This is a genomic window from Lachnoclostridium sp. An181 (genome assembly GCF_002160325.1).
Lineage (GTDB): Bacteria > Bacillota > Clostridia > Lachnospirales > Lachnospiraceae > An181.
This window is the reverse complement of record NZ_NFKJ01000013.1, coordinates 1-16,508: the sequence shown is the minus strand read 5'-3', so window position 1 is coordinate 16,508 and position 16,508 is coordinate 1. Positions and strand designations below refer to the sequence as shown.

Here is a 16,508-nt window from a genome sequence, read left to right as displayed (position 1 = left end):
ACCTCGATTATTTATAAAATTGCGGGCAGTGTTGCCCCTTATTTATTATAACACGAATTTTTCTGTTGGAAAGGCGTGGAGGAAGAGAAAAATTTTCAGATGAATTTTATCAAAAAGTAGGAAAATAATCTGCGCAGGAGAAAAAGAGCACGCCAAAATTGGCGGCTCTTTTTCTTGTTGAGAAGGATAAAATGGGATATAATAAAAATTATGAAAAGCAATGGAAAGGATGTGTAAAAGATGTTACGTATTGGTATGCTGACAAGCGGCGGTGACTGTCAGGCGCTGAATGCGGCGATGAGAGGTGTAGTGAAGGGATTATACTCAAAGACGAATGACATAGAAATTTATGGATTCAAGGATGGGTACAAGGGCCTCATCTATTCGGAGTTTGATATGCTTACAGCGAAAGATTTTTCCGGAATCCTTACAATTGGAGGGACCATTCTTGGGACATCCAGGCAGCCGTTCAAACTGATGCGTGTGCCGGACTCCAATGGCATTGACAAGGTGGAGGCAATGAAACACACGTATCACAAATTAAATTTAGACTGCCTTGTGGTTCTTGGAGGAAATGGCACACACAAGACGGCAAACCTTTTAAGGGAAGAAGGATTAAATGTCGTGACTTTGCCAAAAACCATTGACAATGACTTGTGGGGAACAGACATGACATTTGGATTCCAGAGTGCTGTGGATGTTGCCACGACGACCATAGACTGTATCCATACAACAGCTACTTCCCACAGCCGTGTATTTATTGTGGAAGTCATGGGCCATAAGGTTGGATGGGTAACGCTCCATGCAGGTATCGCAGGAGGAGCAGATATTATTTTGCTGCCGGAAATTCCATATGACCTCGATAAAGTCGTACAGGCAATTACAAGAAGAAAAGTTTCCGGAAAGAAATTCACCATTCTTGCGGTCGCAGAAGGTGCTATCTCAAAAGAAGACGCAGCGCTGACAAAGAAGGAGTACAAAAAGAAACTGGAAAAAAGAAAATATCCGTCCATTGCATATGAAATTGCAGAGCAGATACAGGCGCGCTGCGGGCAGGAAGTGCGCATTACGGTCCCTGGGCATACGCAAAGGGGCGGCTCTCCTTGCCCGTATGACCGTGTGCTTGCGACAAGGCTCGGAGCAGCGGCAGCGCAGTTAATCTGGAATAAAGAGTACGGATATATGGTTGCGATCAAAAGCGGGGAGATCACGAAAGTGCCGCTTGGAGAGGTTGCGGGAAAGCTGAAATGTGTAGATCCTGCATCCAGCATCATCCAGGAGGCAAGATGGACAGGAATCAGTTTTGGAGATGAATAGAGACAATACAATAAAGGAGTGGAAACGATGTCATATACTGCCTTATACAGAAAATTCAGGCCAGACGAATTCAGTGATGTGAAGGGACAGGACCATATTGTCACAACATTGAAAAACCAGATCAAGGCAAATAGGATCGGACATGCATATTTATTCTGTGGCACAAGGGGGACAGGAAAGACAACGGTGGCCAAAATTTTTGCCAAAGCGGTCAACTGTGAACACCCTGTGGATGGAAGCCCTTGCGGGGAATGTGCCATGTGCCGTTCGATCGCAAACGGGGCATCCATGAACGTAATTGAAATTGACGCGGCATCCAACAATGGTGTGGACAACATCCGTGAGATCAGGGAAGAAGTGGATTACCGTCCCACAGCAGGGAAATATAAGGTGTATATCATCGACGAGGTGCATATGCTTTCCATAGGAGCATTCAACGCACTCTTAAAGACTTTGGAGGAGCCGCCGGAATATGTGATTTTTATTCTGGCGACCACAGAGTCGCATAAAATACCAGTGACCATTCTCTCCAGATGTCAAAGGTATGATTTTAAGCGGATCGGGATCGACGTGATCGCGAACCGTTTGAGCGAGCTGCTTCAAAAAGAGCATGTGGAGGCTGAGGACAGGGCTGTGCGATATGTAGCAAAGGCAGGCGACGGTTCCATGAGGGATGCTCTTAGTCTTCTGGACCAGTGTATTGCCTTTTATCTTGGCCAGAAACTCACATATGAACATGTCCTGGAAGTGCTCGGAACAGTGGATACTGAAGTGTTTGGGAACCTTTTGAGAAAACTGGCGGCTTATGATGTGAGCGGAGTCCTAAGATGTGTGGAGGAACTGGTAATGCAGGGCAGGGAGCTATCTTTGGTGACTTCAGATTTTACGTGGTATTTAAGGAACTTGCTATTAGCAAAAAGTTCTGATAATATGGAGGACGTGCTCGATGTATCCGAAGAAAATTTAAAAGTCTTAAAAGAAGAGGCCAAATTGGTGGAGACAGATACATTGATGCGTTATATCCGCATTTTTTCGGAGCTCTCCGGACAGTTAAAATATGCGACGCAAAAAAGAGTGCTTTTGGAGGTCGCGTTTATCAAACTTTGCAGACCGCAGATGGAGACAGATACCGAGTCTTTGACAGAACGGATTCGTGCCCTTGAAAAAAAGATAGAACAAGGAGCGTTTATGCCGGCGCAAGAGACTGCAGCGGTGCCGTATCAAAAACTAGAAGAAGAGGAACCGCGCAAAAAAAAGGAATTGCCAAAAGCAGTGCCTGAAGATGTCACAGCAGTGGTCAAAGATTTCCGAAGGCTTATACAAGATGCATCCCCGATGCTGAAAAATTACTTAAAGATGGCAAAGCTGAGCGTGGGCAACCAAGGACAGTTATTGATTGTCATGCCCGATGCACTTGGGGCAGCGGTCGTGGGAAAACCAGAGCATACGGGAGAGATAAAGCGTCTTATCGCAGAGAAAACGGGCAGAGAAGTTGAAATCGAAGTGCGTCAGATGGAAGATGGGCGAAGATTTGAAGAAGACTATGTGGATTTGGAACAGATCGTAAGAACAGAGATTATTGTAGAAGAATAAGGAGGTTTACCATGGCAAAACGTGGAGGATTCCCGGGAGGCGGAATGCCGGGCAACATGGCGAATTTGATGAAACAGGCGCAGAAAATGCAGCGCCAGATGGAAGAACAGGCAAAAGAGATGGAGACAAAGGAATTCACGGCAACTGCAGGCGGCGGAGCTGTTGAGGTGACTGTTTCCGGAGTGAAGGAAGTCATGAAAGTGAAACTGGATGAGGAAGTTGTGGATCCGGATGACATCGAAATGCTGGAAGATCTGATCGTGGCAGCAGTCAATGAGGCGCTCAGAAAAGTAGATGAAGAATCAGCGTCCGCAATGTCAAAATTGACAGGCGGCTTTGGCGGTGGAATGCCGGGATTATTTTAAAGCTTTATAAAACAGGAGCAGATATAGATATGGAATATTATGGAAGTCAGATAGGGAAACTGATCGAAGAATTATCAAGACTTCCGGGCATTGGACCAAAGTCAGCCGGGAGGCTGGCTTTTCATATGATAAACATGCCGAAAGAGCAGGTGGAGGAACTTGCAAAAGCCATGTTGGATGCAAGGAATAATGTGCGCTATTGTAAGGAATGCTATACTTTGACAGATGATGAGCTTTGTCCGGTTTGCGCGTCCTCCGAGAGGGACCATGGGACCATCATGGTGGTGGAAACTTCCAGGGATCTGGCGGCATATGAAAAGACAGGAAAGTACAATGGAGTGTACCATGTGCTTCAAGGTGCGATTTCTCCGATGCTTGGAATCGGTCCTTCTGATATTAAATTAAAAGAGCTGATGGAGCGTCTTAGAGGAGATGTCGAGGAGGTTATTATTGCGACAAACTCAAGTCTGGAAGGAGAGACGACTGCAATGTATATCAGCAAGTTGATCAAGCCTACAGGGATCAAAGTCAGCAGAATCGCAAGTGGCGTACCGGTTGGAGGGGATCTGGAGTACATTGACGAGGTTACGCTTTTGCGGGCGTTGGAAGGCAGGACGCAAATTTAGGAAAACAGGAGGTCCTAAAGGTCGATAAATGTAGAATATGCCCAAAACTATGGATGGGCGGCCTGGTTTCTTGCGCCAAAACAGAAAAAATGATAGAAGAGATAAAAAATTTGCTAAGAAGATATAAGAATATGGTAGAATAGGAAAGCAAACAAGGTGAACGAAAGTAGAAGTAAAGCACAGGAGGCATTTTCATGAACAAATTACAACTGATGAAAACTGCAAATGAAGTACGAAAAGGTGCTGTGACGGCAGTCTTTCATGCGAAATCCGGTCATCCAGGAGGATCGTTGTCTGCTGCGGATTTATATACGTATTTATTCTTTGAGGAGATGAACATAGACCCTGAAAATCCGCGTATGGAGGATCGCGATCGTTTTGTCCTGTCAAAAGGACATGGAGCACCCGGATATTATGCAGCGCTGGCTCTTCGGGGATTTTTCCCAGTGGAGGATTTAAGGACACTGCGCCATGTAGGGTCTTATCTTCAGGGACATCCGGATATGAAACAGACTCCGGGAGTTGACATGTCAAGCGGGTCTCTCGGACAAGGCGTGTCCGCGGCAGTTGGTATGGCGATTTCCGCAAAACTGTCAGGCAAAGATTACCGTGTATATACACTGCTTGGAGACGGTGAGCTTCAGGAAGGCCAGGTATGGGAAGCTGCCATGCTTGCAGGACACAGAAAACTTGACAATCTTGTGATGATCGTGGACAACAATGGACTTCAGATTGACGGCGATGTGGCGGAAGTAAACTCTCCATATCCAATTGACAAAAAGTTTGAGGCATTCAACTGCCATGTCATCAATATCGACGGACATAACTACGATGAAATCGATAAAGCTTTCAAAGAAGCAAAAGAAGTAAAGGGAATGCCTACTGTGATCATTGCAAAGACAATAAAAGGAAAAGATGTCTCCTTTATGGAAAATAAGGCGTCCTGGCACGGAGTAGCGCCGAATGCAGAAGAATACAAAACCGCAATGGAAGAATTGGAGAAGAAAGGAGAGGCATTATGTCAGAAGTAAAGAGAATTGCAACCAGAGAAAGCTTTGGCAATGCATTGATTGAGCTTGGAAAAGAGCACGAGGAACTGGTAGTCCTTGATGCAGATTTGGCAGGTGCCACAAAAACAGCAATGTTCCAGAAAGTTTTCCCGGAGCGTCACATTGACTGTGGGATTGCGGAGGCAAATATGATCGGTGTAGCTGCGGGCCTTGCTGCTACGGGAAAAGTTCCGTTTGCGAGTTCTTTTGCTATGTTCGCGGCTGGAAGGGCATTCGAGCAGATTCGCAACTCTGTTGCATATCCAAAATTGAACGTCAAGATCGGCGCAACACATGCGGGAATTTCTGTTGGTGAAGACGGAGCGACACATCAGTGTAATGAGGATATTGCGCTTATGCGGATGCTACCTGGTATGGTTGTCATCAATCCTGCGGACGATGTTGAAGCAAGAGCTGCAGTGAAAGCAGCGTTTGAATATGTAGGACCAGTATACTTGCGTTTCGGAAGACTTGCGGTTCCGGTTGTAAATGATGAGTCAAATTATCATTTTGAGATCGGAAAAGGAATAGTATTAAGAGAAGGAAACGATGTTGCGCTTATTGCTACGGGTCTGGAAGTCTATGAAACTTTGGAGGCTGCCAAGATGCTGGAGAAAGACGGAATCCAGGCAAAGGTTATTAATATCCACACGATCAAACCGCTTGACGAAGAACTTGTTGTATCAGCCGCAGAACAGTGCAAAAAAGTGGTGACGATTGAGGAACATTCCGTGATCGGAGGACTTGGAAGCGCTGTCTGCGATGTACTGTGCGAGAAAATGCCATGCAAAGTCATGAAGATTGGAATCAATGACGTGTTTGGAGAATCAGGTCCGGCTTTGGAATTGATCGCAAAATACGGATTGGATGCAAAGAGCATTTATAAGAAAGTAAAAACATTTGTAGAATAAGAGAAGTGAAGGAAACGGATGTTTGGATTTCGAAATATAGAAAGCAGAATAAAAAAAGAACAGCAATTTCGAGAGGTACAATGGCACCAAGATTTCTGGAAGTGCATAGAAGACCTGGCCAGACATCCGGTTGTGCTTAGAATGAAACTGTACGCGCATCACGGAAATACAAATTGTTATCAACACTGCATGAATGTGGCCTATTATAATTATAAGCTGTGTAGATTTATGCATCTGGACGCTGTCTCGGCTGCCAGGGCGGGGATGCTGCACGATTTATTCCTGTATGACTGGCATACGCATGCAAAGAAAACAGGAGACCATTTTCATGGATTGACGCATCCAAAAACTGCATATAAAAACGCGAGTAAGTTTTGGAAATTAAATCGTGTCGAAAAAGACATTATATTGACTCACATGTGGCCGCTGAATTTCTTTCGTTTTCCAAAAACAAAGGAAGGATGGATCACTGTATTAACAGATAAATTTTGTGGGGCCTGTGAGACGAGTAAACGAAGATAGATGGTAAGAAAACCGTGTTTATTTCGGAGATATCAAATTTGGTATCTCCGATTTTTCTTTTTCGAAGAGAAGGTGAGAGGGGGCTGATTTTACATACAATTGATATATGTTTTACAGTTTCTGGATAGATACAATGTCCATGAGTTTAGTAATATAATCCTGACAATAGTATGGATAAAGTATCAGGAGGAACAATATGAAGAAAAAAATGGTATGTCTGATGATGATGTCAGCACTCTTAATTTCAGGTATGCTTACAGGATGTACAGGAACAACAACAGGAAACAAAACGGCATCCGCAGAAAGTGGGACAAACGGCAAAATTCCAAAATATGTATTTTTATTTATTGGGGATGGAATGAGCTATCCGCAGATACAGTTGACTAATTATTTTAAAAGTGCAAATGCATTGGAAGAGAATGGGCAGAAATTGACTGTGGACGGAGAAGAAAAAGAAATTTTGGAGAGCCAGACAAATCTGGAGATGATGAAATTCCCTGTTTCCGGATCCGCACAGACATATGACAGCACATCCTTTGCGCCGGATTCCGCATCGACAGCAACTTCAATCGCAACCGGAGAAAAAACATGGAGCGGCAGCATCAATGTCAGCGAAGATTTCAGTAAAGAATATGAAACGATCGCGGAAAAGTTAAAAAAACAAAAGGATTATAAAGTCGGCGTGATTTCCACTGTCAATATCAACCATGCTACACCGGCTGCATTTTATGCACACCAGGAGTCCAGAAGTAATTACTATGAGATTGGACAGGAAATGATCGAAAGCGGATTTGATTATTTTGCAGGTGGTGCGCTTTTGGAACCAACAGGTGCAGATGAAAAACAAAAAGACTTATATAAATGTGCCGAGGAGGCCGGATATAAAGTAGTGAAAACCCAGAAAGAGGCAGAGGCCCTTACAGAAAAAGACGGCAAGACAATTGTGATCGACGAACATTTGGCTGATGATGATGCAATGTCTTACGATATGGACTTAAAAGAAGGAGAATGGGCGCTGGCTGATTATGTGGACAAAGGAATTGAAATGCTCGACAATGAAAACGGATTTTTTATGATGGTAGAGGGTGGAAAGATTGACTGGGCCTGCCATGCAAATGATGCCGCATCTACGATCACAGATACGATTGCATTGGATGAGGCGGTGTCCGAGGTTGTAGAATTTTATGAAGAACACCCGGACGAAACATTGATCCTTGTGACAGGAGACCATGAAACCGGTGGTCTGACAATCGGATATGCAGGAACAGATTATGATACCTTCCTTACAAACTTTAATAATCAGAAAATTTCCTATGCCAAATTTGACTCGGATTATGTAGCGGGCTACAAAGAAAACAAGACAGATTTTGATACAGTCATGAAAGACGTTACAGAGCTGTTCGGTCTTCGGGCGCCGGTGACAAATGAAACACAGTTACAGCAAAAAGACAATGCAAACCAGCATCCGGAATCTCAAAATGACGGCAGTCTTGTGATGACTCAGTATGAGTACGATAAATTAAAAGAAGCGTACGATACAACCATGTCAAGAACCGGAGAAGAGGAAGAATTCGGGCAGGATGAATATGTGAAATACGGAAGTTATGAACCGCTTACAGTTACCATCACACATATCCTGAACAATAAAAGCGGTATCAATTTCGGCTCTTATGCGCATACAGGTCTCCCGGTTGAAGTGTTTGCAAAAGGAATTGGACAAGACGAGTTTGACGGATACTATGACAACACAGATATCTACAAAAAATTAGCTGCACTGACAGGAGTAAAATAGAATTATGAAACAGATTTTTTTCACAAAGAAAAATTCTTTGCTCCTAAATATTGTGATCGGTCTCGTTGTAATTTTAATCCTCATAGCCATACCAACAGGCTATGAGGATGCCTTGATTTATCAGGGAACGGAACGTGCGGTTGGCCTGGTAACGGAAGTTGATAATTCAACAGTAAAAACTTCCGGACTGATCCAGTCGGGAGAACAATCATGCAAAATGCGCATTCAAAACGGAATGTTTAAAGGAAAAGAAATAACCGGTGTAAATTTTTTGAGCGGTTCTCTGGAAAAAGATAAAATTTACAAGGTGAACGATAAAGCGTTTGTTACGATCAGTTATAATGATGATCAGGAGATCACTTCTGCGGTCATGTCGGACCATTTCAGACTTGACAAGGAGATTCTGTTGCTCGCTGTTTTTGCGGTATTTTTGGTGATCGTGGCCGGAAAAAATGGATTTCAGGCAATCTTTTCTTTTGCCATAACAGTATTGACTATATGGAAAGTTCTTGTGCCAACGTATCTGAAAGGGTATTCCCCTGTCTGGGTGGGAATTCTCATCACTACGTTTTTGACAGTGATGATCATCTTCTTCGTGTATGGATTTGACAGGAGGACAGTAACCGCCTCCCTTGGCTCTTTGCTCGGGATTATGGCAACCTGCATTTTGGGTATTGTATTTACCGACATGTTTAAAATTCATGGAGCTGTCATGCCGGATTCAGAGTCTCTTTTGTACAGTGGGTTCCAGGACTTGAACCTGACTGCTATTTTTATGAGCAGTATATTTATCGGAGCATCCGGGGCAATGATGGATCTGTCAGTGGATATTACTTCAGCCATCCATGAAGTTGTGGAAAAAAAGCCTGATATTTCGTGGAAGGAAGCAGCCAGATCCGGTATGAATGTTGGCCGTGCAGCCATGGGGACAATGACTACCACACTTTTGCTTGCGTATTCCGGAGGATATGTGACGCTGCTCATGGTATTTATGGCGCAAGGAACGCCGATCGACCATATTTTGAACTATAAATATGTTGCATCAGAAGTGTTGGATACGGTTGTGGGAAGTTTCGGCCTTGTAACTGTAGCGCCGTTTACTGCCTTGACGGCAGGAATTTTGCTGACCAAAAAAGAACATTCGATCAAACTTTTGCGTCTGTTAAAAACAGAGTTTTGGAGAAAGAACAAAAAAACAGAGGAGATTTCCGGCATTCCGGCAAAAAATCCAATGGAATAGAGAAAACATTTTTATTTACAAAAGAGAAAAAAATTTACACAGGTTTTTCAAGGTCTTGATTTGCCTATAAACTGTTTCGCCTATATTTGAAGTGCAAGATGATGAAAAGAAAATGAAGTATGAGGAGGCGTGAAGACATGAAAACATCTTGGAAAAAGAAATGCGAAAGGATCGCAGTGCTTGCAGTGGCAGGAGGAGTCCTGCTAAACTCAGTTCCGGCGGTTTCATCCATGAAGGTGCAGGCAAAGGAAACGAAACAGACAAGTGAAGGAATCACACAGAAAAAAATCGATGCGGCTAATAATGCGTATAATGATGCAGAAACAAAGATTGAATTTTTAACAATGTCAGATACTGAATTTGGAGGAAAACCGGAAGATATTTCTGACACACAAAAAGTAAGTTATGAGGCGCAAAATTATCTGTATCAGAGAATCCGAAAATGGGCGGATGAGAAGAATTTTCAAATAGATGCGATCATGGATAATGGAGATGTTGTGGGAGGAAATGATCCTGGCAGTGAAAAGGATTATGCAAAAGGCTGGTATGCGGCAGTGGATCAGGTATTTACGGAAAATTTCGGGGATTATGAACCGGTTGTCATGTTGGCCAGTGGAAATCATGATTTTGCCGATGTCATGGGAGATGTGTTTGATATAAACCATAGAGAGGATGGACAGTGGTTTTATGGAAACAGTGAGACAAACTACGTGGGAAATCTGCACACCAAAGTAAATGGATATGATTTTATTACTTTGGATTATAATGGTGAAAGTACATTTGGATACGGCGGACAGCAGAGCGGTTATCAGGATTTCCTGAAAAAAACGCTGGAGGAGATTACATCAGCCAGTGATTATGATCCGACAAAGCCGATTTTTGTGCAGGCTCACAGCGGATATCAGGGAACAACGCTTGGAGGTCAGTGGGCCGGAGTATACGACACGATGGGAATGGATGTGCAAAATATCCTTGCCGATTATCCACAGGCAATGCTGTTTTCAGCACATACACATTTTCCGGTAGAAGAAGAATCTGCAATTTATCAGAAAAACTTTACGGTCGTTGAGAATGGCTCCATGAATTATATCTACAAAGACGTGCCGGGAGATTTTATAGAAGGGGGATATCTGGATACCGGAAACTTAGAGATACCGGAGAAAACATGTAACTTTATCTCTGTTTTGGAGGATGGAACAACAGTTATCCGCCGATTTGATGTATCGAATGAAAGATGGATCGGAATGCCTTGGATCATAGATACAACAAATGGGAAAGAAGGATTCCGTTATACAGATGACCAGAGAAGTAAAATTGCGCCATGGTTTGAAGAGACTGCGCAAATCCACACATCCAATGTAACAGAAACAGGTCTGACGTTTGGATTCGATCATGCGCAGGATGATCAGCTGGTCAATCATTATGAAGTAAGTGTCAAAGATTCTTTTACAAATCAATTCGCTGCCATGAAAGTAAAACAGATTCCGGTCAAAGGAGAACCTGCCCAAAAATCAGTGAACGGAACTTTCCGTTCTCTGTCAAGATATTACTACAGACCAAACACCATGCTGTTTGAATTTGAAGGGCTTGAACCAGGGCGGATTTATTCAGTAGAAATTTATGCTGTGGATGATTTTGGGAATAGAAGTGAAAAACCGCTGACAGGAACTTTCCGGACCGCGGGAGAATTAAGTTTTCCGGAAATAGACGGTGGAACCGTGCTGCCGGATGATATTGAAAACGGAAAATTCTTTGAGATGAATTTTGAAGGCAGTCTCACAGATGAAATCGGACAGAAAGATGCGGCTGCACATGGAAATGTGGATTATACAGAAAGTTACCGTTCAGATTTTGGAAAAGCTGTGACGATCGGAGGCAGCGGAAACGATTATGTGGACCTTGGAAATCGTGAAGAGTGGAATCTGGGCGTGGACAAAGACTTGACGATCAATTTCTGGACAAAAGTAAATTCCTGTAATGGATATGGTTCTATTCTCAGCAATAAAAACTGGACAAACTGGTACAGAAAAGGAATCAATATTGCCCCGGAAGGTTCAAACACAGAAAAAATCGAGTTTACACTTGGAGATGACGCAAATGGTGTTTACGCGACAGGACAAGTACCTCAGTACAAGGGCAGCTGGCATATGATGACATTTACGATCGACCGGACCAATCAGGTTGCAAGAACATATATGGACGGTGTGCTGTACAAAGAAACATCTATTGCAGAAATAGGGGATATGACAAGTAATTTAAATATGCTGCTTGGTGTAGACGGCGGAGGAGCATACGGAAACATTGGCTTTGATATGGATGAGCTGGAAATGTGGAACCGTCCTTTAAGTGAAGAAGACATCCAGACATACTACAATGTGACGGGAGATTCCAGTGCGCTTGTACAGGAGGCTATTTTCTATGCGGAGTATCTGTTACAGAAAATAGAAGACAATGAAGACGAGCAGATTTACGATGAAGTTTTAACACAAAACTTAAAAGATGCAGTAGAAAATGCAAAACAGTCAACTGTTGACAATATGCTGCAGGCATATCTCGAATTGAAGGAATGTGTGGAGAAAGTAGAAAATCAGCCGGTTCACAGAGAACTTTCCACAGCAGTTTTGGAATACGCACTGGAACTTGCAAAAGACGTTGAAACAGAAGATGTGATCGACTCCGTAAAAGCAAGATTTGAAGAAGCATACAAAAATGCAAATGATATTTATACAAAAGTCCAAAATGGTGATACAACAGTTACACAGACTATGATTGACGACGCATGGAAAGAACTGATCAAATCCATGCAGTATCTGTCCTTCAAAAAAGCAGATAAGGCAGACCTTGAAAAAGTAATTGTGCTTGCCAAGACAATGGAAGAAAATATAGATGCATATCTTGATGAAGGAAAAGAGGAGTTTACCAAAGCTTTAGATGAAGCAAGAAAGGTACTTGACGATGGGGACGCAATGCAGGAAGAAGTAACTGCAGCATGGAAAAACCTTATGACAGCAATGGCAGATATGCAGCTTAAACCAGACAAAAATGCCCTGGAAAATCTTGTAGCACAGGCAGAAGGATTTGCAGAGCATGATTATGAGGCGGAAAGCTTTGCAGTAATGCGCACTGCTTTGGCATCTGCCAGGGAAGTGCTTGCAGATGAAAATGCAACACAAGAAACAGTGGATGCATCCATGGCAGAGCTGGAAGGCGCGATTGCAAAACTGACACCGGTAAAAGGGGAGACAGTAGCAAACGCAGGGGCACAGCCGGCAGCAGGAAATGAAGAAAAAGCGACAATAACTTCAACATCTGCAAACAATACAACATCCAACACACAGAAATCCGTAAAAACAGGAGATGAGACAACAGCACTCCCCTTTGCAGCAGGGGCTGCCATAGCACTTGCGGCATTTGCGGCATTCAGAAGAAAAAGAGGATAAATTTAATGAAAAGAGTGCGTTGATTCCGTTTGGGGTCAACGCCTTTTTTCTGTCATAATCCGAGTTTTCTTTGAATGATACTGTATGATTTTCAATAAGGGAGGGAGGTGCTGTCGAAAACTTTTCGGACACGCTGACAGTAACTGATAAATTCGGCAAAGAGGATGTGTTATCCTTGAAAAAAATATGTAAGATGAGGTGAATGGAATGAAAAGACAGCTGCCAAAAAATGTAAGGCAAATCGGAAATGTCAGCGACAGTCCGAAGGTTTATATGGAGGATTATGTGGATACATTCTTGAATCAGTGCAATGGTTCCGTGGAACCAATGGGCGCGGTCCTGATCGGAGAGAGTGTTCAGGATGAAGAACAGGAATATGTGTACATAACAGGTGCCGTAAAGATAAATGAGCTGGATACAAAAGATGGAAATATAGGATTCACCAGAGAAAGTTTTGATAAGACAAAGGAAGAATGCGGAGAGTTTTTTCCACAGGGGAAACTGATAGGCTGGTTTTTATTCCCGGGAGAATTGTCCGTGAAAATGGATGAGAGCATCCTGAACCTTCAGGAGACATATTTTCCGCAGGGCAGCACTCTTTTTATTATACGAAAACAAGGGGAACAGGAAGAGCAGATCTATACATATAAATACCATGATCTTATGCAGCTTGGGGGATATTACATTTTTTATGAAAAGAATCCGGACATGCAGAACTATATGGTTGCAAGAAGGGACCGCATAGGGATGACACCCAGTGAAGTTATTGAAGATAAGGCTGCGAAGAGTTTTCGTGACATAGTCCAGGAAAAGACACAGTTCCAGGAACAGAAAAAATCGAACCGATTTATGTACATGGCAAGTGCATTTCTTGTACTGGTTGTTCTTGTGATCGGCGTAACCATGATCAATAATTATGACCGAATGAAGTCCGTGCAAAGTTCACTGGAGGTTCTCTCCGAAAATGTCGGGAGCAGCGCAAAAGAGCAAAAGAAAAATGTAGATACAGGCGAAAAAAATGAGACAGAGACTGAAAAAGAAAAAAACAAAGGAACAGAACAAACAGATCCTTCAAATGGAGTGGACGAGGATGACTTTTATATTGTGCAAAAAGGTGACACGCTTGCAAAGATAAGCAGAAAAATATATGGAGATTCCAGTCATGTGGAAGCAATCTGCAAAATGAACGGACTTTCCGATGATGACTTAATCTATATCGGACAAAAATTATTACTACCTTAAAGAAAAACTGTGCTATACTTAAGAAACACGGAGTATAGATAAAAAGAATCAAAGGTGGACATGAAATGGCAAAACAAAAGAGAAATCCAAACTTAAGGGTTGTGAAAGAAGAAGAGGTGGCAATGCTTGAGCGAAGAGTTCCAAAGAGAGCAAAAGCGAGGGAAACAGTGAGAAGGCGGGATGGATTCAGGAAAAAGCAATTTCAAAAACACATGTTGATTGCATTTGCAGCCATTATGTTTTTGATAACAGGAGTCTACCTGTTTATCACATTTCACAAATATACTGATATGGATGTTGTCTACACGGCGGATGGCAGTGAGTTCGCGCAGGATAAGTATATTACTTTTGCAGATGGAATTTTAAGATATGGGCTCGACAAAGTAAGTCTTATGGATACGCGCGGAAAGGAAAAGTGGAGTCATGCGTGTCAGCTGCACGATCCAGAGGCAAAAGTAAGCGAAGAGTCCGCAGCGGTTGCAGATATTGGAGGAAATGAGATCCTGGTATTTGACAAAAAGGGGCTCAAAGGAAAGATACAGACAACAAAGCCTATTCAGAAAGTGGTTGTCTCCGGACAGGGGATCGTGAGCGTTCTTCTGAAAGAGGAGAGCACGGCGGAGGTTGTCTGTTATGATGCGGCCGGAAATATTTTGGTGGAAAACAGATCATCATTCCGGACAGCCGGATACCCGGTGGATATTGCGATTTCAAGGGACGGTTATATTCTTGCGGTCTCTTATCTGCTGGTGGAGGAAAATGTTCTGACATCAAAAGTCGTGTACTATGATTTCGGAGGTGATCCAAAAGGGGAGGGTGATTATAAATCAGAGGAGTTTACATACAAAGACGAGGTGATTCCATCCGTATTTTTTATGGGAGGCGACGAGTCTGTGATGGTAGGCTCAAAACAGATGATCCTCTGTCAGGGGACCAGGCGGCCAAAGGTAAATGAAACGGTCAAGTTTGACAAAGAAGTAAAAAGTCTATTTTACAATAAAGATTATATCGGAATTATTTTCAAGGGCAAAAGCGGCAGTGACGTGCTGGGGGTCTACACAGCAAATGGAAAAGAGCTTTTTTTGAAGGAGCTGGACAGCGAGTACGGGAATATGAAGATAGAAGGAGATGAAGTTATCCTCTACGATGGAAAGAAGTGCAGCATTTTTACTGCAAAGGGGGTACACCGTTTTGAAGGCGAACTGGAAGAGGATATTGTGAACATATTTCCATCCGAGGGTATGAACAAGTACTGTGCGATAACAATGAGCGGCCTGAAGGAAATGAGGCTGACGAAATAGGAGAGCGAAGATGAATAATTGGTTATTGATAGCAGTTGGGATACTGTTTCTCATCTGCGTGATAGTAGGGTACATCAGAGGATTTATTAAAATTATTGTGTCTGTGGCTGCCACGGCTGCAACAATCGTGCTTGTGGTGCTTGCCACGCCGTATGTCAGCAAAGCGCTGCACACACTCACTCCAATAGATGATATGATACAGGAAAAGTGTGAGAGTATCTTTGTGTCTGAGGCAAAGCAGACAGGCAATGAAATGCTCAGACAGAAGTTTAAAGAACTCACCGGGACAGATCTTCCGGGAGACGTGGATTTGTCGAAAATAGATTTGTCAAAATACGGTCTTACGGATGAGAAATTGAAAGAGCTCGCAAAAACAGTTGAGATCCCGCGGGAGGAACAGGTGAAGGCCATTCAGAGCGCTGACTTGCCGGAGGTTTTTAAGGATGGTTTGAGGGCAAACAATAATGAGGAAGTCTACAAAGAGCTGGGAGTGGATAATTTTGTAGACTATGTGAGTGCGTACCTGGCAAAGGTTGTTCTCGATATTATTGCGTTTGTCATTACTTTTATCTTAATTTCCATTATTATCCGTATGATTCTCTTCATTGCAGGGATCATTTCGGATCTGCCGGTGATTCACGGCCTCAATCGTGTGGCCGGAGGGGCACTGGGGATTGCCATCTGGCTGGTGATCGTGTGGACAGCTTTCCTTGTCATCACACTCGGATATAATTTCCAGTGGGGAAAAGACTGCATGACAATGATACAAGACAATTCCATACTACAGTTTTTATATGAACACAACTATATTATGGATATGCTGATGAAATTCAGATAATGCGGTGTTATGAAAAAAAGTTTAATAAAGATGAGAATAAGACTTGACAAAAATAAAAATGGCATGATAAAATTAAAGTCCACTGTGAGAGCAGTGGGCTTTTTGGTTATCAAAAAAGCATTCAAAATAAAATCAAAAAATTGGTTGACAAAGGTGCTTATATATGATAATCTAATATGGCTGTCGCAAAGAGCGGCGGAGGAGTTTGGAAAGGACTTGAAAAAATAAATAAAAAAGTTCTTGACAAACAAAAATGAATGAGATATAATAAA

General features: G+C 42.8%; 13 protein-coding genes. All 13 read left to right on the top strand.

The features are described from left to right. Positions 1-240: 240 nt before the first annotated feature. The 13 genes from B5F18_RS08825 (at position 241) to B5F18_RS08765 (ending at position 16,236) form a co-directional block, all read left to right on the top strand. Positions 241-1,317, top strand: a complete 1,077-nt coding sequence (locus B5F18_RS08825; protein ID WP_087157312.1) for a 6-phosphofructokinase — start codon at positions 241-243, stop codon at positions 1,315-1,317. A gap of 27 nt (positions 1,318-1,344) precedes the next feature. Then, the gene (gene dnaX / locus B5F18_RS08820; protein WP_087157311.1) at positions 1,345-2,910 is read left to right on the top strand and encodes a DNA polymerase III subunit gamma/tau; all 1,566 of its coding nucleotides are present in this window, start codon (positions 1,345-1,347) and stop codon (positions 2,908-2,910) included. An 11-nt stretch (positions 2,911-2,921) separates the two neighbouring features. Beyond that, positions 2,922-3,275, top strand: coding sequence for a YbaB/EbfC family nucleoid-associated protein (locus B5F18_RS08815; protein WP_087157310.1), 354 nt, complete (start codon positions 2,922-2,924; stop codon positions 3,273-3,275). A 29-nt stretch (positions 3,276-3,304) separates the two neighbouring features. After that, complete coding sequence (gene recR / locus B5F18_RS08810; protein WP_087157309.1) at positions 3,305-3,901, top strand: recombination mediator RecR; 597 nt, start codon at positions 3,305-3,307, stop codon at positions 3,899-3,901. A gap of 194 nt (positions 3,902-4,095) precedes the next feature. Continuing rightward, entirely contained in the window at positions 4,096-4,932 is an 837-nt protein-coding gene (locus B5F18_RS08805; RefSeq protein WP_087157308.1) for a transketolase, read from the top strand. Continuing rightward, positions 4,920-5,861, top strand: coding sequence for a transketolase family protein (locus B5F18_RS08800; protein WP_087157307.1), 942 nt, complete (start codon positions 4,920-4,922; stop codon positions 5,859-5,861). The genes B5F18_RS08805 and B5F18_RS08800 overlap by 13 nt, the downstream gene beginning before the upstream one ends. 18 nt (positions 5,862-5,879) lie before the next feature. Beyond that, positions 5,880-6,383 (top strand): phosphohydrolase, encoded by a 504-nt coding sequence (locus B5F18_RS08795; protein WP_143468400.1) that lies wholly within the window; start codon positions 5,880-5,882, stop codon positions 6,381-6,383. A 196-nt stretch (positions 6,384-6,579) separates the two neighbouring features. Further along, positions 6,580-8,175 (top strand): alkaline phosphatase, encoded by a 1,596-nt coding sequence (locus B5F18_RS08790; protein WP_087157306.1) that lies wholly within the window; start codon positions 6,580-6,582, stop codon positions 8,173-8,175. Positions 8,176-8,179: 4 nt separating this feature from the next. Then, positions 8,180-9,415: a YibE/F family protein gene (locus B5F18_RS08785; protein ID WP_087157305.1), complete on the top strand. Its 1,236-nt coding sequence runs from the start codon at positions 8,180-8,182 to the stop codon at positions 9,413-9,415. A 137-nt stretch (positions 9,416-9,552) separates the two neighbouring features. Beyond that, positions 9,553-12,855 (top strand): LamG-like jellyroll fold domain-containing protein, encoded by a 3,303-nt coding sequence (locus B5F18_RS08780; protein WP_162607574.1) that lies wholly within the window; start codon positions 9,553-9,555, stop codon positions 12,853-12,855. A 207-nt stretch (positions 12,856-13,062) separates the two neighbouring features. Continuing rightward, on the top strand, positions 13,063-14,097 hold the full coding sequence (locus tag B5F18_RS08775; protein WP_087157303.1) for a LysM peptidoglycan-binding domain-containing protein: 1,035 nt from the start codon (positions 13,063-13,065) through the stop codon (positions 14,095-14,097). 65 nt (positions 14,098-14,162) lie between these two features. Then, the gene (locus B5F18_RS08770; protein WP_087157302.1) at positions 14,163-15,398 is read left to right on the top strand and encodes a DUF5711 family protein; all 1,236 of its coding nucleotides are present in this window, start codon (positions 14,163-14,165) and stop codon (positions 15,396-15,398) included. 10 nt (positions 15,399-15,408) lie between these two features. Further along, positions 15,409-16,236, top strand: coding sequence for a CvpA family protein (locus B5F18_RS08765; protein ID WP_087157301.1), 828 nt, complete (start codon positions 15,409-15,411; stop codon positions 16,234-16,236). Positions 16,237-16,508 lie beyond the last annotated feature (272 nt).

Bases quoted from the DNA above. Each gene is read 5' to 3' on its own strand.
- B5F18_RS08780 (WP_162607574.1), top strand. From the start codon at position 9,553: ATGAAAACATCTTGGAAAAAGAAATGCGAAAGGATCGCAGTGCTTGCA.
- B5F18_RS08765 (WP_087157301.1), top strand. From the start codon at position 15,409: ATGAATAATTGGTTATTGATAGCAGTTGGGATACTGTTTCTCATCTGC.
- B5F18_RS08815 (WP_087157310.1), top strand. From the start codon at position 2,922: ATGGCAAAACGTGGAGGATTCCCGGGAGGCGGAATGCCGGGCAACATG.
- B5F18_RS08805 (WP_087157308.1), top strand. From the start codon at position 4,096: ATGAACAAATTACAACTGATGAAAACTGCAAATGAAGTACGAAAAGGT.
- B5F18_RS08775 (WP_087157303.1), top strand. From the start codon at position 13,063: ATGAAAAGACAGCTGCCAAAAAATGTAAGGCAAATCGGAAATGTCAGC.
- B5F18_RS08790 (WP_087157306.1), top strand. From the start codon at position 6,580: ATGAAGAAAAAAATGGTATGTCTGATGATGATGTCAGCACTCTTAATT.
- B5F18_RS08800 (WP_087157307.1), top strand. From the start codon at position 4,920: ATGTCAGAAGTAAAGAGAATTGCAACCAGAGAAAGCTTTGGCAATGCA.
- B5F18_RS08825 (WP_087157312.1), top strand. From the start codon at position 241: ATGTTACGTATTGGTATGCTGACAAGCGGCGGTGACTGTCAGGCGCTG.
- B5F18_RS08795 (WP_143468400.1), top strand. From the start codon at position 5,880: ATGTTTGGATTTCGAAATATAGAAAGCAGAATAAAAAAAGAACAGCAA.
- B5F18_RS08770 (WP_087157302.1), top strand. From the start codon at position 14,163: ATGGCAAAACAAAAGAGAAATCCAAACTTAAGGGTTGTGAAAGAAGAA.
- B5F18_RS08785 (WP_087157305.1), top strand. From the start codon at position 8,180: ATGAAACAGATTTTTTTCACAAAGAAAAATTCTTTGCTCCTAAATATT.
- dnaX (WP_087157311.1), top strand. From the start codon at position 1,345: ATGTCATATACTGCCTTATACAGAAAATTCAGGCCAGACGAATTCAGT.
- recR (WP_087157309.1), top strand. From the start codon at position 3,305: ATGGAATATTATGGAAGTCAGATAGGGAAACTGATCGAAGAATTATCA.